The organism is Streptomyces sp. NPDC048751 (genome assembly GCF_043198595.1).
In the GTDB taxonomy this organism is placed as follows: Bacteria; Actinomycetota; Actinomycetes; order Streptomycetales; family Streptomycetaceae; genus Streptomyces.
In genome coordinates, this window is record NZ_JBICUX010000007.1 from 346,268 (window position 1) to 366,033 (window position 19,766).

A 19,766-nucleotide genomic window follows, 5' to 3' on the forward strand; every position below is an offset into this window, starting at 1 on the left:
GGTGGTGACTCTCCAGCGCTCCACCCACAGCAGTCAGTCACCGCCCGTACCGCGGACCTGGACGCGGTCGCCTTCCACCTGCCAGATGCTGCCGAAGAGCGTGGCGTTGGGGAGGTCTACCCTGACGACGTCGTGGACGTCCAGATCATGCTCGACCGGCCGAGTCCACGTATGCGCACAGCGATCGCAGCGGTAGCTGACCACATCGCACCCGGCAACAACCCCAGCCACCGCCAGCGACCCACCACGCCGCCTGTATGACCGCCAATGACCCATCTCTTCAGAGCTACGGATCAGAAGGTTCGCGAACCGGCCGCCAGGGCGGAGGCCACGGAGCCTCCTGCACGGTCCCCAGCTCGGATATCCGCAGGCTCCGCCGAGCGCAATCATGGAACTCGGCCCGCGCAGCTCGGTAGCCACTAAAGGCCTCTGCCCAAGAGGGCGGGTTGCCAGCCAGCTGCCCACGCGCGAGCCACTCAAGGTGCCAGACGCACCTGTTGAGCCTCTGCACCGCTACCGCAGTCTCGGCGTTGGCCAGGAGGCTCAAGGCCTCAACTGAGGCCGCTCGCCGACCTTCTACTGTCGCTGCCTGCTCCAGTTCCGCATCCGTCGGCTGAAGGGGTGCCGGGTGATCAACGAGACCGCGGTAGGCAGCAAGCCGCTGGTACCGAGTGGCGCACTCCTTCACCGAGTGGCTGTACTCGCTGTACGCCTGGAGGAGATGGCCGTCCCAACGGGTCTCCTGCTGCCTGCGCCAACGGCTTCGCTCGGTGAGCGCCCCAACGAGATAGGACATCACGCCACCGACTACAACTCCCAACAGCGTGGGTAATTGTCCAACGATCCCACTCACATGGCCCCCCACCCCTGAGACGTCTCAGGGGTACATACCCACCCTGGAACCACCACTGTCAGGCCTGGGCCAGTTGGATGCCGTAGCGCAGGAGCACAATCTCACGGCTGTGCAGGAGCGTTGAGTCGTCAGTTGTTTGATCGGGGCTGTCGTTGGGTGGCCGTCATTTCCGTCCGAGAAAGACGTGTTGCGACGCGGATCAGGTCCGCAAGGGTACGAAGGCGGCTGAGCGTCGGCCAGGCGATCACTGTTGTCACGGGCGGAGCGTCCAGGACCGGCACAGCGGCGAGGTCCCGGCGCAGGTCGGTGCCGGCCGACTCGGGAATGACCGCGGTGGTACGGCCGAGCGCGATCAGCTGGAAGAGCTGTGTCAGGCTCCGTACCTCTGCGCCCGGTCCATCCGGGTAGCCGCCGCCGGGAGCGGGCCAGCGGGCCATAGGGAGCTCTGGCAGTGTGGCGACGTCGGCCAGCCGGACCTGGGAACGGCTGGCGAGCGGGTGAGAGGCCGGGAGGATCGCGACCTGTTCCTCGGTGTACAGGGGTTCGGTGTCGAGCCCGGCTGCTGAGTCGAAGGGCAGGTGCAGCAGAGCCACGTCGGCTTGCCCCTCCTGCAGTAGTCGCTGGTGTTGGTGTGCCTCGCAGAGCAACAGATCGACGGTGACCGCGCCGGGTTCCGCGGCGTAGGCGTCGAGCAGTTTCGTCAGCAGCTCGCCGACGGTGCCGGATTTGGCGGCGAGGACGAGGCTGGGGTGTTCTGTCGCGGCCTCTCGGGTACGCCGCTCAGCCGCGGTCAATGCGCTGAGGATGGAGCGTCCTTCGGCCACCAGCACGGCTCCGGCCTTGGTGAGCGTGACCTTGCGGCTGTTGCGTTCCAGCAGTGCGATTCCGAGCCGCCGTTCGAGCTGGGTGATCGTGCGGGACAGGGGCGGCTGAGCTATCCCAAGGCGCTGGGCGGCCTTGCCGAAATGCAGTTCCTCGGCGACGGCGACGAAGTACCGCAGCTCGCGTATGTCCATGAGCCCAGGCTAATGACGGCAGACGGTCGATCGATATCGCTCGGGTATCGCGGCACTACCGAGACAGTGTTGGTGCCCGGCCGCAGCGGGAGCATGCTCGCTGTCGTGAGCGAAAAGACGATCGCGCTGGTCACTGGCGCGAACAAGGGAATCGGGTACGAGATCGCGGCAGGACTGGGTGCGCGGGGCTGGAGTGTCGGTGTCGGCGCCCGCGACGAACAGCGCCGGGAGGACGCCGTGGCGAAGTTGCGTGCTGCTGGTGCCGACGCGTTCGGCGTGCCCCTGGACGTGACCGACGGCGGGAGCGTGACCGCCGCGGTCCAGCTGATCGAGGAGCGGGCCGGACGCCTCGACGTACTCGTCAACAACGCCGGCGTTGCCGGCGGCTGGCCGGAGGAACCCACGACCATCGACCTCGAGACCGTGCGGCGCCTGATGGAGATCAACGTGATCGGCGTCATCAGGGTCACCAACGCGATGCTGCCGTTGCTGCGCCGTTCGGCGCACCCGCGGATCGTCAACCAGTCCAGCCATGTCGGCTCCCTGACACTGCAGACCACGCCCGGCGTCGACCTCGGGGGGATCAGCGGTGCCTACGCGCCGACGAAGACCTGGCTCAACGCCGTCACCATCCAGTACGCCAAGGAGCTGAGCGGCACCAACATCCTGATCAACAACGCCTGCCCCGGTTACGTGGCCACCGACCTCAACGGATTCAGCGGGCCCCGGACCCCCGAGCAGGGCGCGGCGATCGCCATCCGGCTGGCGACTCTGCCGGACGACGGCCCGACCGGCCAACTGTTCGACGACAACGGGAGCGTGCCCTGGTGACCCCATCGGGCGAGGCTCATGCCCTGGTCCGGATCGGCCTGTACCTCTTCTTCGAGCGCCGCGACTGGACTTGACGCGCCGGGACCCGGGGCAGGCGCGCCTGCCCCGGGTCAGCCGCGCTCCCGCTCCTCCCTGGCGGCGCGCAGACCGAGCACGAGGAGGCGCAGCCCGTGTTCGAAGCCGATGTCGCCGTCCATGCCGAGCAGGTCGCTCGACGCCTGGGCGGTGAGGGGAAAGCGTTCGGCATCGATCGATCCGGCGAGCCGCTCGGGCGCGTAGGGGTTGTCGTCGCCGTACGCCGTGCTGGTGTGGGCCTGCTCCTCGATGGTGTGGCCGATGGTGTAGTGCAGGACCGCCGGGAAACCGCGTGCCGCCTCGCTGAGGGTGAAGCCGGCGTCCCGCAGGGTTCGCAGGTTCAGCTCCACCGCCCGGTGCACGGTCGGGTGGTTCACGTAGGTGCCGGCGAGGACGCGTGCTCCGTCCCGGTGACTCAGCATCGCCTGGCGCAGGTGGCGGGCCCAGTCGGCGAGCCAGTCCTCCCAAGGGGAACCCTCGCGAGGTGGCTCCAGCCGCTCGGCCGCCTCGACGTAGACCAGGGTGGCCATGGCGTCGAGCAGCTCCTGCTTGTTCTTGATGTGCCAGTAGAGGGTGGGGGCTCGTACGCCCAGGTTCTCGGCGACAAGGCGCATGGTGAGCCCGTCGAGGCCGACGTCGTCGAGCAGGCGCAACGCCGTCCGGGCGATCACCTCTGAGTTGACCTTCATCCCGCTCTCCCCTTCTCGGCGCTTGACACCCTAACACCGTTAGAGGCACTCTCTAACGGTGTTAGAGACCTAACGCCGTTAGAGGCGGCGGACTGGAAGCCGGACCTGAACAGGGGGAAACACAGATGACCGACACGAAGACGGACGCGGATGTGGTGATCGCGGGTGCCGGGCCGACGGGCCTGATGCTCGCCTGCGAGCTGCGGCTGGCGGGGGTCGACGTGGTGGTGGCCGACCGGCTCGCCGCGCGGACCGGTGAGTCGCGGGCCGGCGGGATGCACGCCCGGACCATGGAAGTGCTGGACCAGCGGGGCGTCCTGGACCGCTTCCTGGCGGCCGGCGTATCGCGCTCGATAGGTCACTTCTCGGGGCTGCGGCTGGACTTCGACCGGTTCGAGACCAGGCACCCCCGGTCGCTGGTGCTCCTGCAGTCCCATGTCGAGCGGCTGCTGGAGGAGTGGGCCACCGAGCTCGGTGTACGGGTGCGCTGGTCGTCCGAGGTGACCGGGATCCGCCAGCACGACAGCGAAGTCGAGGTCGAAGTGGGCGGACCGGAGGGCTCACGTTCGACACTGCGCGCCCGCTACCTCGTCGGCTGCGACGGCGGGCGCAGCGCGGTGCGCAAGCTCGCCGGCATCGGCTTCCCCGGTACCCCGGCGACAGTGACCGCGCTGCTCGGCGACGTCGAACTCACCGATCCGCCCGCCGAATCGCTCTTCATGCAGCGACGACCAGGCGGTGACTTCTCGGTGTTCGCCTTCGAGCCGGGCTGGTACCGGGTGATCACCACGGAGCACGGCCGTGTCGCCGACCCGAGGGAACCGGTGACGTTCGAGGAGCTGCGGGAGTCACTGCTGGGGATCGCGGGCACCGACTTCGGTATGCACAGCCCCCGTTGGGTCTCCCGGTTCGGCGACGCGGCCCGGCAGGCCGAGCGGTACCGGGAAGGCCGGGTGCTGCTGGCGGGCGACGCGGCGCACATCCACTTCCCGGCAGGCGGCCAGGGACTGAACCTGGGAGTCCAGGACGCGGTCAACCTCGGCTGGAAACTCGCCTCGGTGGTGCACGGCCGGGCGCCGGAGATGCTGCTGGACAGCTACCACGCCGAGCGGCATCCCGTCGCGGAACGGGTGCTGCACAACACCCGGGCGCAGACGGCGCTGACACGTCCGGGCCCTCAGACCGACGCGTTACGCGACGTACTCCGTTCGCTCATCGAACACGACGACGTCAACCGGCGCCTGGGCGGCATGATCACCGCGCTGGACCTCCGCTACCCCATGGGCGACGACCACCCGCTGACCGGCCGGCGGGTCCCCGACATCGATCTGAAGACCCGCGACGGCCACCGTCGCGTCTTCGAACTGCTGCGCACCGCGCGCCCCGTGCTGCTCGACCTCCGCGGTGACACCGAACTGGCGGCCGCGGCCCGGAGTTGGGCCGATCGCGTCGACCTCGTCGAGGCCCGGTCCGCGGCCGTCCACTGGCCCGTCTGGCCGGTGGACGAGACCCCCGCCCCCGCCGCGCTCCTCATCCGCCCCGACGGTCACGTCGCCTGGACCGCACCCGCCGGCACCACCCTCGACCCCGCCGCCCTTCAGACCGCCCTCACCACCTGGTTCGGCCCGGCCACGGCCGACTGAACCGGGGCAGGAAGCTCGCGGAGCCCAGCGGCGATGTTCGCGTGGTCGGTGAGCCGGAGAGCGCCGATGGCCGGATTGCGCAGGAATACCATGGCGCGCGGTCACCTGTGGGCGGCGCGGTTCATCTCGACGACGTCCTCCAGGGTGGGATCGGCACCGAGGGCGGCGAAGCGCTCTGCCATGCTGTCGCGGACGGTTGAGTCCTTGGCGCGATCGGCCGCGGCCAGGGCTGCCGGCAGCTCATCCAGGGTCAGCTCCGTGCAGTAGGCGGGGCCCATCGGCTGCTGACGCCAGGAGTCGGCCAGTGCTCCCGCGTCGTAGGGGTCGAATCCGGTGTCGTCCACCAGGCGCATGGCCACACGCTTCGCTTCCTCGGAATCGCCGGCGACCGGGATGGCGATGCGGCCCGGAGTGCCCGCCGGGACACCCTTCGTTCGCTGGGTTTCGGCCAGGGCGGCGTTCCATGCCTTGACCACGGGACGCCCGAGGAGCTCGGAGGTGTACACGCTCTCCACCACACCGTCCTCCACCGCCTCGATCCGCCCGTTGAGGTGCGGGTAGTAGTTGGAGGTGTCGATGACCACCGTCTCGGCGGGGACGGAGGCGAACAGATCGGCCAGCTGTCCCGCCACTCCGAAGGGGATGGCCAGGATGACGGCGTCCCTGTCCTTGACGGCTTCGTCAAGAGGCACGGCGCGGGCTCCGGTCCCCAGCACGTCGGACCTGACGGCCTCGGGCCCACGGGCGTCGGCCACCTGGACGTCGTGACCGGCTTCGCCGAGCTTGCGCGCGAGGTTGCCGCCGATCGTTCCGGCGCCGATAACAGAGATTTTCATGATTTGTCCTTCCACGAGACGCACCGCTCCCAGGGCGGCGCGATGTGATCACTGTGGGGCTGTGGAATGAGGGCGCGGGAGAACGCCCGAAGTCCAGAGGTCCCTGGATGCTCCGGTGATCGCCCGGCAGGGGCTACGCCTCGGTGTCCCGTTCGCGGTAGCCGGCGGCGATGAGCGCGCGAACGCGGTCCAGCGACTCCTCCTCCGCGGCACTGGCACCCTTGAGCCAGGCGACGGAGATGGCCGCGAGGAACAGGTCGTACCCCTTCACCGACTCGCGCACGTGTCCCGTTCGCTGAGCGGCCCGCACGTACTCCTCGGTGGCGGTGATGACGGTGTCGCAGGGCAGCGTGAGCGGGTTGTCCGGATCCTGCGCCTTGGCCGCGGCCATGAGCGGCTCCGGCAACGTGCTCGGCCGCCTCCTGCTCGCCGTACGGCAGTCGGGTCAGTGGTCCCGGGAGTCAGGCCGCTGCGGTCAGCAAGTCGGCCAGCACGTCGGGGCGTTCCAGGGCGATGAAGTGGCCCGCCTCGGGGACCTGCGTGAAGTCGGCGGCCGGAAGCAGGCTCTTGTTCGCCAGCCGGTCCGAGGGCCGGGACCAGTCCTTCTCGCCGTAGACGAGGTGGATGGGCGCCTTGACCTCGGGGTAGCGCGAGCGGGCCGCGATGAGGCTGGGCAGGGCCTGGTAGACGGCCCGGGCGACGGTCGGGTAGCCGGGGCGGCCGCCCACCTGGAGGAGTTCGTCCACGTAGTCCGCCCGTAGTGCGCTCTTGTCGCCCAGTCCGCCTTGCAGGATCGCGCGGAGGGCGGGCTTGGGCTCCACCCCGGCGATCACCGGGCCCACTCCGGGCGCGAGGACACCGCTGACCACCACGCGAGCGAGCAGGCTGGAGCGGGCGATCCCGCCGCGGAAGTCGTACGCGTTGACCGCGACGACGCGCCGTACCCGCTCCGGGAGATCGGCCGCGGTGGTCAGGGCGAGCACCGCCCCCATGGACTCCCCCACCAACGTCACGTCGTGCAGGTCGAGTTCGGTCAGGAGCCGCTCGACGCCCGCGCGCATGGCCGGCTCGTCGTACGACGCCCCGGGCACGATCTCGGAGTAGCCCATCCCCGGCAGGTCGAGGGCGTACACGGTGTACCGGTCCGCGACCAGCGGGATGAGGTGACGGAAGTGCTCGGCCTGGGTGCGCACGGTGTGCAGCAGGACCAGGGGGGCGCCGGTGCCCGCCTTGAGGTAGCGCAGCGTCCCCTCGCGGCCGTCGAGTCCCGTGCGCGGGGCGATGGTGTGGCTGCTGGTCCCCGGAATGCGGATCGTGGGACGTGACTCGTGGCTGGGCATCTCGGCGACTCCTTGTGTGTGAAGGGATTACTTCGCCAGTTGGGGATACAGACCCGCCAGGTCACCGGCCAGGCCTGCCTTGACCTGCCGCGAGATGTCGTCGGCGAGCACCTCGTACGCGCCCGTCTCGACCCCGTCGAGGGCGAGGGCGGCGACGTCACGCGGGTCGGACTTGGGCGCCTCGACGCCGGCCGCCAGGTCCGTGTCCACGTAGCCCACGTGCAGTCCGGTGACGGCGATGCCGCGCGGCTGAAGTTCCAGGCGCAGGGAGTTGGTCTGTGACCACAGGGCGGCCTTGGAGGCGCTGTAGGAGCCGCCGAGCGCGATCCAGGACAGCACGGAGTGCACGTTGAGGAGGTGGCCGCCGCCGTTGCGCTCGATGACCGGCACGAAGGCCCGGGTGAGAAGGAGCGGGCCGTAGAAATTGGTCTCGAACTCCCGGCGTACGTCGTCGACCGGGGAGCCGAGGAAGGACGCGCCGACCGAGGCACCGGCGTTGTTGATCAGCACGGTCACATCCTGCGCCTGCGCGGCGGCGGCCGCCACGGAGGCCGGGTCGGTGACCTCCAGCGCCACCGGGACGGCGTCGGGGTGCGTCACGCTGCGCGGGTCGCGGGCCGTGGCGTAGACCTTGCCGGCACCGCGCGCGTACAGCTCTTCCACCAGGGCCTTGCCGATGCCTCGGCTGCCGCCGGTGACGAAGACGTTCGCGCCCTTCAAAGCGGTCATGACTCTCTCCACAGAATAGGAAACCGATCCGTTTCCACCACCGTAAACCGATCGGTTTCCAGGCGCAAGCCACATGAGCTGACGGATCTCCGACGCGTCGCAAGGTGGCGCCATGGACCGCCGACTCGCCGGCCTTGTCGAGTCGCCCCCGGGGCGGAAGCGACCCACTCCACTTGCACCGCGGAAACCGATCTGTTTCTCTGAGTGGAAACAGATCGGTTTCCGAGGCCGATGGCCGGCCCGTGATCAGCGACCAAGGGGAAAAGTGAGTACCAGCTTCGACCGCGGGGCCCCCGCCTCCGGGACAACAGACTCGGGCCGCCGCGGCTCACACGCCGTGCGCTGGTGGGTGCTTGTCGTGCTGGGCACGGCGCAGCTCATGGTCACGCTCGATGCGACCGTAGTGAACATCGCGCTGCCCGCGGCGCAGCACGACCTCGGCTTCAGCGACGGCAGCCGGCAGTGGGTCATCACGGGGTACGCCCTGGCGTTCGGCAGCCTGTTGCTGCTAGGGGGCCGGCTCGGTGACCTGTTCGGCCGGCGTACCACCTTCGTGACCGGCCTGATCGGTTTCGCGGGCGCATCGGTCCTCGGCGGTGCGGCCAACAGCTTCGGCATCCTCGTCACGGCGCGTGTGGCTCAAGGGCTCTTCGCCGCGTTGCTCGCGCCCGCGGCACTCTCCCTGCTCAGCGTGACCTTCACCGACCCGGCCGAGAGGCCGAAGGCGTTCGGCATCTTCAGCGCACTGGCCGGTGCGGGCGGCGCGATCGGGCTGCTGCTCGGCGGCATGCTCACCGAATGGGCGTCATGGCGCTGGGTGATGTACGTGAACGTCGCCTTCGCGGCCGTAGCGCTGGTCGGCGCGGTGCTGCTGCTGGCCAAGCCCGCGGTCGCCGAGCGACCCAAACTCGACATTCCCGGCACCGCCGTGGTGAGCGCGGCGCTGTTCGCCATCGTCTACGGGTTCGCGCACGTCGAGTCCACCAGTTGGACCGATCCCGTCGCCCTCGGCTCCATGATCGTCGGCGTGGTACTGCTCGCGGTGTTCGTGTGGCTGGAGGCCAGGGTCGCGCATCCGCTGCTGCCGCTGCGACTCGTGCTGGACCGCACCCGCGGCGGCTCGTTCCTGGCGGTGTTCGTCATCGGCATGGGGATGTTCTCGATCTTCCTGTTCCTGACCTACTACTTGGAGGCCGGCATCGGCTACTCGCCGATCAAGACCGGTCTGGCGTTCCTGCCGATGGTCGCGGGCATCGTTGCCGCGTCGACCACGGCGCCTTCGCTGCTGCTGCCCAGGGTCGGTCCGAAGATCGTGATCAGCGCCGGCTTCCTGGTCGCCGCATCCGGTATGGCCCTGCTGACCCGGCTCGAGCTGGACAGCACCTACGTCGCCCACATCATGCCCGGTCTGATCCTGTTGGGGCTCGGCCTCGGTGGAGTGATGACCACCGCGTTCCAGGGCGCGACCGCGGGCATCCACCACGAGGATTCGGGCGTCGCCTCGGCACTGATCAACACCGGCCAGCAGGTGGGTGGCTCGATCAGCACGGCGCTGCTGACCACCGTTGCCTCGTCGGCCGCGACCGACTACCTGTCCTCGCACAAGCCGGGCACACTGGCCGTGGCGCAGGCCGGGGTCGAGGGCTACACGGCCACCCTGGCGTGGGGCTCCGGGTTCTTCGTGGTCGGTGCTGTCCTTTCGGCGCTGCTGATACCGAGTGCGCCCCTGGCGCCGTCGGAGGGTGAGCCCGTGATCGCCCACTGAGCCCGAATCCACCGTGGCGAGAGATGCCCTGCGCTGACGGGTGCCCTCCAGGCGCACATCAGCGCAGGAAGACGGGGGGCATCCGTGAGGTGGTCCCGCGCGCGCGAGGCCATGGACAAGCGCTGTAAAACCGATCGGTTTCCAATGGGCCGGAATCGAGTTAACCTCGCGATATGACCACCGAGGCGAAGTCAAGCTCCCGAGAGCGGCTGCTGGAGGCAGCGGCCACGCTCACCTACCGAGACGGCGTCAACATCGGCGTCGACGCGCTGTGCAAGGCGGCGGGGGTGTCGAAGCGCTCCATGTACCAGCTGTTCGAGAGCAAAGGCGAACTGCTGGCGGCGAGCCTGCAGGAGCGGGCCGCCTCCTATGTGGCGACGCTCCTGCCCGCGGCGGACGACGGCCGGTCACCACGCGAGCGGATCCTGCACGTCTTCGAACGGGCGGAATCAGAGGCGGGCGCACCCGACTTCCAAGGCTGTCGGTACCTCGTCGTGCAGATCGAGCTCAAAGACCAGAGCCATCCCGCGAGCCGGGTGGCCCGCCGGGTCAAGGAGAACCTGACAGCCTTCTTCCGCGCCGAGGCCGAACAGGGCGGGGCGAGCGACCCGGACCTGCTGGCCCGGCAGCTGATCCTGGTCTTCGACGGCGCCAGCGCCCGCGCGGGAATCAGAGCCGACACGCAGGCCGGGCTTGTCGTTCCCACGGTGACCACCCTGCTCGACGCGGCGGGCATGCGCTGACGTGTCGCGCGTACGAGCACTCTCTGCGGCCCATACGCGAGCGCTGTCGTGAGCGGATCGGCACGCCCGGGCACGGCGTCACAGTGAACGGGGAGCCGTACGGGAGGCGTGGGCGCGGCATTCCTCCAGGAAGGACAGCACGCGCAGGTGATAGCGGCGTGCCGCGTAGCCGAGGCTGATGTTGTGACCGGCTCCCGTCAGACGGTCGGTGCACACCAGCGGGGAGGCCAGGGGGGCAGTGAGGTCCCGTACGGACGCGGGGTCACAGGCCCAGAAGCGCTCGTGCTCGGCGAAGGTGAAGCGGACCGGGACCCGGATGCGGGGGGCCAGTGCGGCGTAACGCCGAGGCCAGTGGTGGATCTCCTCGATCTCACGGGGCGGGACGGGGCCGACGAGATCCTGCGCCAGCCGGAACGTACCCGGCGGATACAGCGCGAGCGGCCCCCAGTGCAGACGGTGGTCGTGTCGATGCCCGACAGCGGCCCGCTGAGCGGGCGACAGGGCCCATCGCTCACCCACTCCCGAGACGTCCACCCCCAACAGCCTGTCCTCCGGTTCCGCCGTCGCGACCGTGGTCAGGGCGAGTGTGCCGCCGAACGAGTGGCCCACCAGGAAGAACGAGGCTCCCCGCGCACGCTCGACGGCGTACGTGCGCAGCGCTGCCCGTACGCGGACGGCCTGCTCGGCCAGGGGCATTCCCTGCGGCAGACGGTCCGCGGAAACGCCGTAGCCCGGGCGGTCCAAGGCGAGGGCGGCGTAACCGGCCGCGGCTGCGAGGGACAGCAGCGAGGTGGACGGATCGGCCTGGCCATGGAAGTAGCCCGCGCCCATACCCCCGCCATGGAGGGCGACGATCACGGCGCGCGGCTCCTGCCCGGGTGGAAGGGCGAGCAGTCCCGACAACCGTACGTCCCCCGCCGCCAACTCGACTTCCTCCACCACAGGGGACGACGGCGCCCGTTTCGGTGTCATCGGTGCCGGGACGGACTGTGCCATGGGATCTCCTGGGCGACTCGGGTGCGGATCAGAGCTGGTAGGGGCGGTTGAGCCGGGCGTGGCGCAACGCGTCGTCCCACCAGGCCAGTTGAGGGATGAGCAAGAAACCCTGGGGTGCAAGGGTGGTTGAGGAGCATGGTCAACCAAGGTGTCATCAACCACACCGACCGGCCCGCACGTGTGCGAGAGTCACTGAGCGAACCGCAGCGAACCGGTGTCCCACACACCAGGTGCGCCAGCGAAGTGGACCCGTATTCTCCCGCCCCCCACCGGCCATTCCGCAGGAGGAGCACGTGCCGCAACAGGCAAGTCGGTTTCGTACGACCGCCGAACCGTCCGAACGGTTCGGCGCGGAGGACACCCCCTTACCGGACCCCAACCGATGGCAGGTGCTGGTCATCGAGGCCGACGACCGGGCGGCCAGCAGTCTCAGCCGGCACCTGGAGGAACACGGGCATCGGGTACGCCGTGCGAAAACGGGACTGGAGGCGCTCCGGGCACGGCAGGACGTCGAGGTCATCCTGATGGACCTCGAACTCCCCGACGTGGACGGCCTGGACATGTGCCGGTCCCTCACGGCGACCTCCGACGTCCCACTGCTGGCCGTCACCTCGCGCGCCGACGAGACGGACCGTGTGCTGGGGCTGCGGGCCGGTGCGGACGACTACATCGTCAAACCGTACGGCTTCCAGGAACTCCTGGCACGTATGGAGGCCGTGATGCGCCGCGCCTCCCCCGCCCGCCAGGAGCAGCGGGTGCTGCGTGTGGAGCCGCTCGTTCTCGATCCCCTCGTCCGCTCGGCGCAGCTCCACGGCGAGCGGCTCGACCTCACCCGCAAGGAGTTCGACCTGCTCCACGTGCTCATGGTGCGGCCGGGCGCCGTGGTGAGCCGTCAGCAACTCATGCAGTGCGTATGGCAGGAGACGGAAACGGCACAGAGCCGCACCCTGGACACCCACGTGGCCGCGCTGAGACGGAAGCTCGGCTCGGCCGACTGGATCCGCACCGTGCGGGGTGTCGGTTTCCGCCTCGGCCGGCCGTGACCCGGCGCGGGCACGCCTCCCCCACCCCGGTCCTCCCGGAAGGAACGCTCATGCAGCCCCACTCTCCGGCACCCTCCGAAGCGCGTACGCACTGCGTCGGTTGCTCCTGGACGAGCCCCGGGGCGACCGGGCGAACGACCCCGAAGGCCGCGCCGGGGCTCCGGTTGTGCGGCGACTGCCGCGACCGGCTGGTCCTGCACCTCACCGAGGCCGCGCACCTCTACCGCGAGTGCGGGGAGATGCTGTCGTGTACGACCCAACTGCCGCTCCGTGAGCGCACGAGCGGGGGCGGCACGCCCACGGGCATGCCCTTCAACGAGGCGGCGGCCCGGGTCCGCGCCGACCTGCTGGCGCTGCTCGGCTCCTGGGCGTCGCTGGTCGCCCTGGCACGCCACGTGACGGCCCCGCCCCGTGACATGGAGGCACGCGCCGCCTTCCTCAAAACCCAGGTGGACTGGCTCGCCGCTCATCAGGCCGCCGCCGACGTGTGCCAGGAACTCGCGGCCGCGGTGGCCGAGGCCCGGCGGGTGGCCCGCCCGGACGCGGCTCCCGGACGGCTCCACCTGGGGTCCTGCCCCGAGCCCCGGTGCACCGGGGAACTGGTCGCCACGGCACACGCCGCCCTCGGCGAGAGCCCTGACCTCGTCACCTGTACGGCTCAGGAGCGCCATCGCTGGCCGAGCCGGCAATGGACCCTGCTGGTGCGCCGGATGGCCGCGGCCCGCGCCGACGAGGGCGGCCGGGTGTCGGAGCGCTGGCTGGGCGTGGACCACATCTCCCGGGTGTTCCAGGTGTCCACCGGCACGGTGTACCGGCTCGCCTCCGAGCACGACTGGAGCCGCCGCCGCCGGGGCGGGCGCACCTACTACCTCGAAGCCGAGGTGCACGCCGTCTTCACCCGACGGATGGAGCGCGCGGGCCGGTGCTGACCGCCCGCCCGGGACGACGGTCACAGAACCACCGACGCTCAGTCGATCCCCCGGACGATGTGCGACTCCGCCTCGTCCCGGTCCTCCTCCCCGGCGAGCAACGGCGGTTCGTGCTTCTGCGCTTCGGCGGTCTTCTGCGGTACGGAGGACTTCTCCGGTACGGAGGTGAAGACCGGCGGGGACGCGTGCGACGCACGCACCGGGCCGTCTGCCTCCGGGTGCGGGGACCTCGTCCCCAGGACCAGCGGTTGACGGGAACTCATGACGTCCTCCTTCTCACGGGGGTCGACCGGGACGCATCGCCCCGCTCGCCGGCACGCAGCCCGCCGAGCGCGGAGAGCCAGCCGAGCGCGGCGACGACGGCCACGGCGGTCAGTGCCGGTGCCCGGGCCGGCGTCGCCGGCTCGGACGCGGACGGCAGCAGGGCGGCCGTCAGCGCCAGGACCAGGGCCGCCCCGGCCTGGACCGCTGTCTGGTACGCGGCGCTCGCCCGTCCCTTGTCGCCGTCCGGTACGCCGGCCGTGGCCTGGGTGTTGAGCGCGGTGAAGGCCAGGACGAACCCGGCGCCGACCAGGAGCAGTGCGGGGAGCAGCCCGGTCGGGTAGGGGGCGGTCAGCCCTCGGTGCCACAGCAGGACGAATCCGGCCAGGGCCAGCGACAGTCCCGCGGCAATCAGGCGCCGGGTGCCGAACCGCCCGACCATCCGGCCGGAGTACAGGGCGGAGCAGGCGAGCGGTGCGCTCGCGGGCAGGAACGCGAGTGCCGTCCACCATGGGCTGTGCCCCGCCCGCACCTGGAGGTGGAGGGTGGCGCCGAGCAGCGTGCTCAGGTAGGCCCCGTTGAGGCAGGCCGCCCCGAGCGCCGCACGCGCGAGACCGGGGGCACGCAGCAGCGAAGCCGGTACGAGCGGTCGGGACACCGCGCGTTCACGAAGTCCGAGGGCGACGAGCAGGGCCATGGACAGCAGCAGCAGGCCGCTGCCGCGCGGCCCCGTCCAGCCGTCGGCGGGTACGAGGGAGAACCCGCCCACCACAGCGGTGAGGGCGCCGGTGAGCAGGAGTGCCCCGACGGCGTCGGGGCGGGCCGCGCCCGCGCCGGGGGCCGGGGTGTCCCGGGGGACGACCCGGGCCCCGACGACGAAGAGCACGGCGACGACGGGCGCCGGGAAGGCGAGGGTCCACCGCCAGTCCCACTCCGTGAGCAGGCCTGACAACAGGAGACCCACCGTGAAGCCGGCCGCTCCGAAGAGGGCGTACACGGAAACGGCACGCCGCCGGACCGGTCCCTCGGCGAAGGCGGAGGTGATGATGGCGAGCCCCATGGGCGCGGTGAGGGCGGCGCAGCAGCCCTTGACGAAGCGGGTCGCCACGAGCACGACCGGATCTGTCGCGACCGCGCCGGCCAGCGAGGCCGCGGCGAACAGGGCCAGGGCCACCAGGTAGGTCCGGCGCCGGCCCCGGCGCTCCGCGAGCTGCGGGCCGTACAGCAGCAGCCCGGCGAAGCCCAGGGCGAAGCCGCTCATCGTCCACTGGACGCCCGCCGGCGGCAGACCCAGATCCGCGCCGATGACCGGCGCGGCGACGACGAGTACGGAGACCTCCAGCGCGTCGAGCAGCATGTTGCCCGCGAGCACGGCGAGCAGGGCCCACTGACGCGCCCCCGCCGCGGCCGGGGTCAGCGGGGCCGTGGATGACGTCATGGTGCTCTCCCCGTGGATGCGGTCGATCGGGTGTGGGGTGGTGCGTGTCCGGGGCCCGGCACACGGCCGGGCCCTCGGACAGGGCTCAGCCGAGCAGCGTGCCGCCGGTGGCGTCGAGGAAGGCCCCGGTGACCCAGCGGGCATCGTCACTGGCGAGGAACGCCACGACGTCGGCGACGTCCTCCGGCTCGCCCACCCGGTTGAACGCGGACAGCCCGGCCATCTGCTCGACGGCCTCGGGGATGCCGAAGACGGGGTTGCTGTTGCGGGTGATACCCGGCGCGACGCTGTTGACGGTGATGCCCCGCGGGCCCAGGTACTTGGCGAAGTGCAGGGAGAGCTGTTCGACCGCGCCCTTCGTCATGGCGTAGGCGATCTCGTCAGGGTTGGCGACCCGCGTCAGCCCGGACGAGATGTTGACGACGCGCCCGCCGTCGGGCATGTTCCGCAGCGCCCGCTGGATGAGGAAGAAGGGAGCCTTGGCGTTCACGGCCACCAGCCGGTCGAACTGCTCGGGGGTGGTGTCCTCCACCGCCACTCCGCCCATTTCACCGGCATTGTTGACCAGGATGTTCAGGTCGGTGCCGCCGACGCGTTCCTTGAGGCCCGCCTCGAGCCCCAGGAAGAGCTCGTGCACATCGCCGGGAGCGCCCAGTTCGGCGCGGATCGCGAAGGCGCTTCCGCCGTCCTTCTCGATGGCCGCCACGGTGTCGTCGGCCGCGTCCTTGTTCGTCGCGTAGTGGACGGCGACCAGCGCGCCCTCGAGGGCCAGGCGGATGGCCGTGGCCCGGCCGATACCGCGGCTCGATCCGGTGACCAGCGCCGTCTTTCCAGTGAGCTTGCCCATCGGGTTCCTTACCTTCGTCTGCCCGGCGAGCCCGGAGGCCGCGGGGGATGTAGTACGGACTGCCGGCCCGTCGGCCGGCCCGAACCAGCGCTCCAGCGCGTCACGCAGGCCCTCGGTGCCCTGGCCGGCCCAGACCACGTGGCCGTCGGGGCGCACCAGGACCGCTTCGGTGCCGGCCGGCGATCCGGACCGCGCGCCACCGGCACCGCGCGCCGTGAGGACGCGGTCCGCGTGGCTCGCGGCGGCCCGGCGCAGGACAGCGGCCCGTGTCTCGTCGCCGTCGAGGCGGAGCAGGAGCCCCTTGCCCGTGCGCAGCGCCTCGGCCGAGGTGCGGGGCCCACCGTCCGCGCCGGCCAGGGGGGTGAGCGGCAGCCGGGCGCCGAGCAGGTGGTGGTCGCCGGGACCGGCGTCGTAGCGGACGTCGAGGCCGCTGACCATCCCGGCGAGATGGACGCGGGTCTCCTCGTAGGTGATCAGCTCGGCCATGACCGCGCGGACGGACTCGGTTTCCGGACCGCCCATCAGCAGCGTGGCCTGGGCACGGATGTTGGCCAGGACCCGCGCGCCGACCGGGTGCCGCTCGCTGTGGTAGGTGTCCAGGAGCTCCGGACTCGCCTCGCCGCGCACGTGCCGTGCCAGCTTCCAGCCGAGGTTCACGGCGTCCTGGAGCCCCAGGTTCAGGGCCTGCCCGCCGATCGGCATCTGGCGGTGCGCCGCGTCACCGGCCAGCAGGATGCGGCCGTCGCGGTAGGTGGCCGCCTGCCGGGTCGTGTCGTCGAAGGAGCTGACCCACAGCGGGGTACCGGACGTGATGTCCTCGCCGGTGACCCGGTGCCAGGTGGCGGCGAGTTCGTCGAAGCCGGGAGGCGTCGTGCGCTCGCGGGGCGGGGTGCCGAACGCGTGGACCATCACCCGGGTCACCCCGTCGGCGCGCCGGGCCGCGATGGCCAGGCCCCCCTCCAGCCGCTGGAAACGGCGGTCGGGTACGTCGAGGCCCGCGACGTCGGCCCGCAGGAGTTCGCGTTCCGCGGCCCGGCCCGGGAAACCGATGCCGGCGAGCTGCCGTACGCTGCTGCGCTCGCCGTCGCAGCCGACGAGGTAGCGGGCGCGCAGCCGGACGGTGCCCCCCGCCGACTCCACCTCGGCCTCGACGTGGTCCCGGTGCCGGGCCAGGGCCCGCAGCCGGTGACCGCGCAGCAGCCGCGCGCCCCGTTCGGCCGCCCACGTCCCGAGCAGTTCTTCGGTACGGGTCTGGGGGACCTTCCACTGCCCTGGGTGGGAGCTGGGCAGCGTCAGGTCCAGGGGGATGCCACCGAAGTGGCCGCGCGGTTCGTTCGGCACCGTGCCCAGCCGGTCGAGCAGGCCCCGGGAGTCGAGGATCTCCATGGTGCGGGCGTGCAGCGTGGAGGCCCGGGACTCGGTGGTGGGCTCGTCCCGCTGCTCGACGACGAGCACCTCGGCACCGCCCAGCCGGAGTTCACCGGCGAGCATCAGCCCGACCGGGCCGGCGCCGACGACGAGCACCTCGGTGTCGAGTGCGCCGCCCATGTCAGCGCTTGGCCTCGGCGTACTCCTTGGCGTGCTGGAGCGTGGCGCGGCTGTTGGTGCTCAGAGCCGTGCGAACGTAGTCGCGGGCGCGAGGCACGTCCGCGTCGGGGCCCAGGACCCTGCTGATGTTCTCGGTGTTGAGCACGACGGTGTGCTGCGAGGTGGCCGTGACGCCGCTCTCGGTCTCCTCGAAGGTCCACACGCCGGTGTGCAGGGTCATCAGCGCGGGCAGCGTGACCTGTTTGTAGGCGATCTTGCGGTCGGGGAAGCAGACGCGGTGGGACTTGGTGGTGTGGGTGGAGCCGTCCTTGGCGCGGGTGTCCATCTCCAGGGTCTGCAGGCCCGGGGTGTCCTCCGTCAGCCGTACGGATGCCACGTGCGGCAGCCGCTCGGCCCAGTGCTGTGCCTCGTTGATGAAGTCGTAGGCGTCCTTGGCCGATCCGGCGATCTGCACGGTGTCCTCGAAGGAGAAGGTGAGGTCGGCCGTGGCGTGGGCGCGTTCGACGTTCTCCTTCAGCGCCGCCAGCTCGGACCGTGAGTTGCGGTCGACCGCCTGCTCGATCCACTCCAGCGAGGCCGGGTCGTCGTCGACGGCCCGGTAGTCGTGCAGCAGACGGACGCGGCTGGTCGCCGCGTCGCGTTCCTCGACGATCCACGCCCCGCCCATGGCGGCGACGGGCGGGGTGGAGATCTCCTGGCGGAAGTCGATGCGCCGGGCTCCCTCGTCCAGGGTGCGGCGTGAGGTCCAGTTCTTGGCCTCTCCGTTGGCGGTGGCCCAGATACGGATGCGCTCGCTCCCGGCGCCGCGCTCCACCTGGTCGACGTGGATCGTCGGCGGGAAGATCCGCGGCCAGTTGGCCACCTCGGCTATCAGGCGGTAGACGGCGACGGCCGGCGCCGAGACGGTGATCTCGTGCTCGACCTCGCGCGGTGCGGACTGCGGCATGCTCAGCTCTCCTGGGTCGGTGTTCGCGGGTGGGCGGGCGGCGTGGCCTCAGAAGTTGCCGAGGCCGCCGCAGACGTTCAGGGCCTGGGAGGTGATGGACGCGGCCGTGTCGGAGGCCAGGTAACCCACCAGGCCGGCGACTTCGTCGGGCGTGGAGTAGCGGCCGAGCGGGATCTTCGCCTGGAACTTCTCCAGGACGGTCCCCTCGTCGGTGCTCCAGGCCTCGGCGTAACCGGCGCGCACGCGCTGGGCCATGGGGGTCTCCACATAGCCGGGGCAGACCGCGTTGACGGTGATGCCCGTGGACGCCAGCTCGTTGCCGAGGGCCTTGGTGAAGCCGACGACGCCGTGCTTGGAGGCGGAGTACGGGGCTCCCAGCACCACGCCCTGCTTGCCCGCGGTGGACGCGATGTTGATGATGCGGCCGCGGCTCTTGAAGCGCATCCGGCCGGTGTTGAGGACTTCGCGGGTCATCCGGAAGACACTGTTGAGATTGGTGTCGATCACGTCGTGCCACAGCTCGTCGCCGATGTCGGCGGTGACGCCGCCACCGCTGCGGCCGGCGTTGTTGACCAGGACGTCGACGCTGCCGTGGCGGGCAACGGCGGCCTTGACGAAGGCGTGCACGGCGGCGTCGTCGCGCACGTCCAGTTCGGTGCCGTGCGCGTCGATGCCCTCGGCGCGGAGCTGCTTGACGGTGGCGACGACGTTCTCGGCGTTGCGGGCACCGAGGAAGACGGTGTGGCCCTGCTCTCCGAGCAGGCGGGCGACGGCCAGCCCGATGCCGCTGGTGGCACCGGTGACGAGAGCGAGACGAGGGGCTGAGGACATGGGGACTCCGTACGTGTCGGGGCGGCCGGGATGACGGAACGGGTCAGGCGGCGGCCGCGGTGATGTGCCAGTTGACGGTGTCGATGAGCCCGCGCGGGGTGGCGGCGTCGGTGAGGGCGGAGTCGTCCAGGGTGATGGCCCACTCACGCTCGATGCGGCTGCCCGTCTCCAGCAGGGCGAGGGATTCGTATCCCAGGTCGGTGAAGGGGGTGTCCAGGATGTCGCCGTCCAGGTCCACGCCCTCGGCGGCGCCGGCCCCCTCGAGGAGGATGCGCTTGAGGTCGTCCAGGGTGAATTGAGCAGACATGTCGCTTCCTTGTGTCGTGTCGTCGTGGCACGTGCTGTCGTCGGCTCCACGCCGGGGTGCGCCGAGCCGTGGGCGGGCGGTGCCGGGCACGGCCCGGACG

19 protein-coding genes are annotated in these 19,766 nt (G+C 70.9%); 6 read left to right on the plus strand and 13 right to left on the minus strand.

Annotated features, from left to right (window positions below):
* Positions 1–981: 981 nt before the first annotated feature.
* Positions 982–1,869 (minus strand): LysR family transcriptional regulator, encoded by an 888-nt coding sequence (locus ACGFNV_RS24005; protein WP_393625018.1) that lies wholly within the window; start codon positions 1,867–1,869, stop codon positions 982–984.
* Between the two features lie 93 nt (positions 1,870–1,962).
* Between ACGFNV_RS24005 and ACGFNV_RS24010 the strand changes: the two genes are divergently transcribed.
* Complete coding sequence (locus ACGFNV_RS24010; protein ID WP_393625019.1) at positions 1,963–2,700, plus strand: SDR family oxidoreductase; 738 nt, start codon at positions 1,963–1,965, stop codon at positions 2,698–2,700.
* A gap of 110 nt (positions 2,701–2,810) precedes the next feature.
* Here ACGFNV_RS24010 and ACGFNV_RS24015 read toward each other — a convergent pair whose 3' ends face one another.
* Entirely contained in the window at positions 2,811–3,464 is a 654-nt protein-coding gene (locus tag ACGFNV_RS24015) for a TetR/AcrR family transcriptional regulator C-terminal domain-containing protein (protein WP_393625020.1), read from the minus strand.
* 125 nt (positions 3,465–3,589) lie between these two features.
* Here ACGFNV_RS24015 and ACGFNV_RS24020 point away from each other — a divergent pair, with 125 nt between their 5' ends.
* Positions 3,590–5,107 carry an FAD-dependent monooxygenase gene (locus ACGFNV_RS24020; protein WP_393625021.1) on the plus strand — a complete coding sequence of 506 codons (1,518 nt, stop codon included), beginning with the start codon at positions 3,590–3,592 and terminating at the stop codon, positions 5,105–5,107.
* A gap of 101 nt (positions 5,108–5,208) precedes the next feature.
* Here the strand turns inward: ACGFNV_RS24020 and ACGFNV_RS24025 are convergent, their stop codons facing one another.
* The 4 genes from ACGFNV_RS24025 to ACGFNV_RS24040 all read right to left on the minus strand — a co-directional run bounded on the left by ACGFNV_RS24025 (position 5,209) and on the right by ACGFNV_RS24040 (position 8,012).
* Positions 5,209–5,943 (minus strand): NADPH-dependent F420 reductase, encoded by a 735-nt coding sequence (locus ACGFNV_RS24025; RefSeq protein WP_393625022.1) that lies wholly within the window; start codon positions 5,941–5,943, stop codon positions 5,209–5,211.
* Positions 5,944–6,076: 133 nt separating this feature from the next.
* The gene (locus ACGFNV_RS24030) at positions 6,077–6,334 is read right to left on the minus strand and encodes a hypothetical protein (protein WP_393625023.1); all 258 of its coding nucleotides are present in this window, start codon (positions 6,332–6,334) and stop codon (positions 6,077–6,079) included.
* A 70-nt stretch (positions 6,335–6,404) separates the two neighbouring features.
* Positions 6,405–7,283, minus strand: a complete 879-nt coding sequence (locus tag ACGFNV_RS24035) for an alpha/beta fold hydrolase (RefSeq protein ID WP_393625024.1) — start codon at positions 7,281–7,283, stop codon at positions 6,405–6,407.
* A gap of 27 nt (positions 7,284–7,310) precedes the next feature.
* Positions 7,311–8,012, minus strand: coding sequence for an SDR family oxidoreductase (locus ACGFNV_RS24040; protein WP_393625025.1), 702 nt, complete (start codon positions 8,010–8,012; stop codon positions 7,311–7,313).
* A 265-nt stretch (positions 8,013–8,277) separates the two neighbouring features.
* On the opposite strand from ACGFNV_RS24040, the gene ACGFNV_RS24045 reads away from it, so the two are divergent.
* Together ACGFNV_RS24045 and ACGFNV_RS24050 are read left to right on the plus strand one after the other, a co-directional pair.
* Positions 8,278–9,777, plus strand: coding sequence for an MFS transporter (locus ACGFNV_RS24045; protein WP_393625026.1), 1,500 nt, complete (start codon positions 8,278–8,280; stop codon positions 9,775–9,777).
* A 173-nt stretch (positions 9,778–9,950) separates the two neighbouring features.
* Complete coding sequence (locus tag ACGFNV_RS24050; RefSeq protein WP_393625027.1) at positions 9,951–10,520, plus strand: TetR/AcrR family transcriptional regulator; 570 nt, start codon at positions 9,951–9,953, stop codon at positions 10,518–10,520.
* Between the two features lie 78 nt (positions 10,521–10,598).
* Here ACGFNV_RS24050 and ACGFNV_RS24055 read toward each other — a convergent pair whose 3' ends face one another.
* The gene (locus ACGFNV_RS24055) at positions 10,599–11,516 is read right to left on the minus strand and encodes an alpha/beta fold hydrolase (RefSeq protein WP_393625028.1); all 918 of its coding nucleotides are present in this window, start codon (positions 11,514–11,516) and stop codon (positions 10,599–10,601) included.
* 293 nt (positions 11,517–11,809) lie between these two features.
* Between ACGFNV_RS24055 and ACGFNV_RS24060 the strand changes: the two genes are divergently transcribed.
* Entirely contained in the window at positions 11,810–12,559 is a 750-nt protein-coding gene (locus tag ACGFNV_RS24060; protein WP_393625029.1) for a response regulator transcription factor, read from the plus strand.
* Between the two features lie 50 nt (positions 12,560–12,609).
* Positions 12,610–13,488, plus strand: a complete 879-nt coding sequence (locus tag ACGFNV_RS24065) for a hypothetical protein (protein ID WP_393625030.1) — start codon at positions 12,610–12,612, stop codon at positions 13,486–13,488.
* Positions 13,489–13,526: 38 nt separating this feature from the next.
* On the opposite strand, the gene ACGFNV_RS24070 is transcribed toward ACGFNV_RS24065, so the two are convergent.
* From ACGFNV_RS24070 to ACGFNV_RS24095, 6 genes are all read right to left on the minus strand, one after another.
* Positions 13,527–13,751 (minus strand): hypothetical protein, encoded by a 225-nt coding sequence (locus ACGFNV_RS24070; RefSeq protein WP_393625031.1) that lies wholly within the window; start codon positions 13,749–13,751, stop codon positions 13,527–13,529.
* Positions 13,748–15,187, minus strand: coding sequence for an MFS transporter (locus ACGFNV_RS24075; RefSeq protein WP_393625032.1), 1,440 nt, complete (start codon positions 15,185–15,187; stop codon positions 13,748–13,750). Before ACGFNV_RS24075 ends, ACGFNV_RS24070 begins: the two co-directional genes overlap by 4 nt.
* An 85-nt stretch (positions 15,188–15,272) precedes the next feature.
* Positions 15,273–17,582, minus strand: coding sequence for an SDR family oxidoreductase (locus tag ACGFNV_RS24080; RefSeq protein ID WP_393625033.1), 2,310 nt, complete (start codon positions 17,580–17,582; stop codon positions 15,273–15,275).
* Position 17,583: 1 nt separating this feature from the next.
* Positions 17,584–18,528 (minus strand): aromatase/cyclase, encoded by a 945-nt coding sequence (locus tag ACGFNV_RS24085; protein ID WP_393625034.1) that lies wholly within the window; start codon positions 18,526–18,528, stop codon positions 17,584–17,586.
* Positions 18,529–18,576: 48 nt separating this feature from the next.
* The gene (gene fabG, locus ACGFNV_RS24090; RefSeq protein ID WP_393625035.1) at positions 18,577–19,359 is read right to left on the minus strand and encodes a 3-oxoacyl-ACP reductase FabG; all 783 of its coding nucleotides are present in this window, start codon (positions 19,357–19,359) and stop codon (positions 18,577–18,579) included.
* A 43-nt stretch (positions 19,360–19,402) separates the two neighbouring features.
* A complete protein-coding gene (locus tag ACGFNV_RS24095) occupies positions 19,403–19,666 on the minus strand; it encodes an acyl carrier protein (protein ID WP_393625036.1) in 264 nt (87 codons plus the stop codon).
* Positions 19,667–19,766 lie beyond the last annotated feature (100 nt).

Coding starts and splice junctions, on each gene's coding strand:
- ACGFNV_RS24005 (WP_393625018.1), bottom strand. CDS start 1,869: ATGGACATACGCGAGCTGCGGTACTTCGTCGCCGTCGCCGAGGAACTG.
- ACGFNV_RS24010 (WP_393625019.1), top strand. CDS start 1,963: ATGCTCGCTGTCGTGAGCGAAAAGACGATCGCGCTGGTCACTGGCGCG.
- ACGFNV_RS24015 (WP_393625020.1), bottom strand. CDS start 3,464: ATGAAGGTCAACTCAGAGGTGATCGCCCGGACGGCGTTGCGCCTGCTC.
- ACGFNV_RS24020 (WP_393625021.1), top strand. CDS start 3,590: ATGACCGACACGAAGACGGACGCGGATGTGGTGATCGCGGGTGCCGGG.
- ACGFNV_RS24025 (WP_393625022.1), bottom strand. CDS start 5,943: ATGAAAATCTCTGTTATCGGCGCCGGAACGATCGGCGGCAACCTCGCG.
- ACGFNV_RS24030 (WP_393625023.1), bottom strand. CDS start 6,334: ATGGCCGCGGCCAAGGCGCAGGATCCGGACAACCCGCTCACGCTGCCC.
- ACGFNV_RS24035 (WP_393625024.1), bottom strand. CDS start 7,283: ATGCCCAGCCACGAGTCACGTCCCACGATCCGCATTCCGGGGACCAGC.
- ACGFNV_RS24040 (WP_393625025.1), bottom strand. CDS start 8,012: ATGACCGCTTTGAAGGGCGCGAACGTCTTCGTCACCGGCGGCAGCCGA.
- ACGFNV_RS24050 (WP_393625027.1), top strand. CDS start 9,951: ATGACCACCGAGGCGAAGTCAAGCTCCCGAGAGCGGCTGCTGGAGGCA.
- ACGFNV_RS24055 (WP_393625028.1), bottom strand. CDS start 11,516: ATGGCACAGTCCGTCCCGGCACCGATGACACCGAAACGGGCGCCGTCG.
- ACGFNV_RS24065 (WP_393625030.1), top strand. CDS start 12,610: ATGCAGCCCCACTCTCCGGCACCCTCCGAAGCGCGTACGCACTGCGTC.
- ACGFNV_RS24070 (WP_393625031.1), bottom strand. CDS start 13,751: ATGAGTTCCCGTCAACCGCTGGTCCTGGGGACGAGGTCCCCGCACCCG.
- ACGFNV_RS24075 (WP_393625032.1), bottom strand. CDS start 15,187: ATGACGTCATCCACGGCCCCGCTGACCCCGGCCGCGGCGGGGGCGCGT.
- ACGFNV_RS24080 (WP_393625033.1), bottom strand. CDS start 17,582: ATGGGCGGCGCACTCGACACCGAGGTGCTCGTCGTCGGCGCCGGCCCG.
- ACGFNV_RS24085 (WP_393625034.1), bottom strand. CDS start 18,528: ATGCCGCAGTCCGCACCGCGCGAGGTCGAGCACGAGATCACCGTCTCG.
- fabG (WP_393625035.1), bottom strand. CDS start 19,359: ATGTCCTCAGCCCCTCGTCTCGCTCTCGTCACCGGTGCCACCAGCGGC.
- ACGFNV_RS24095 (WP_393625036.1), bottom strand. CDS start 19,666: ATGTCTGCTCAATTCACCCTGGACGACCTCAAGCGCATCCTCCTCGAG.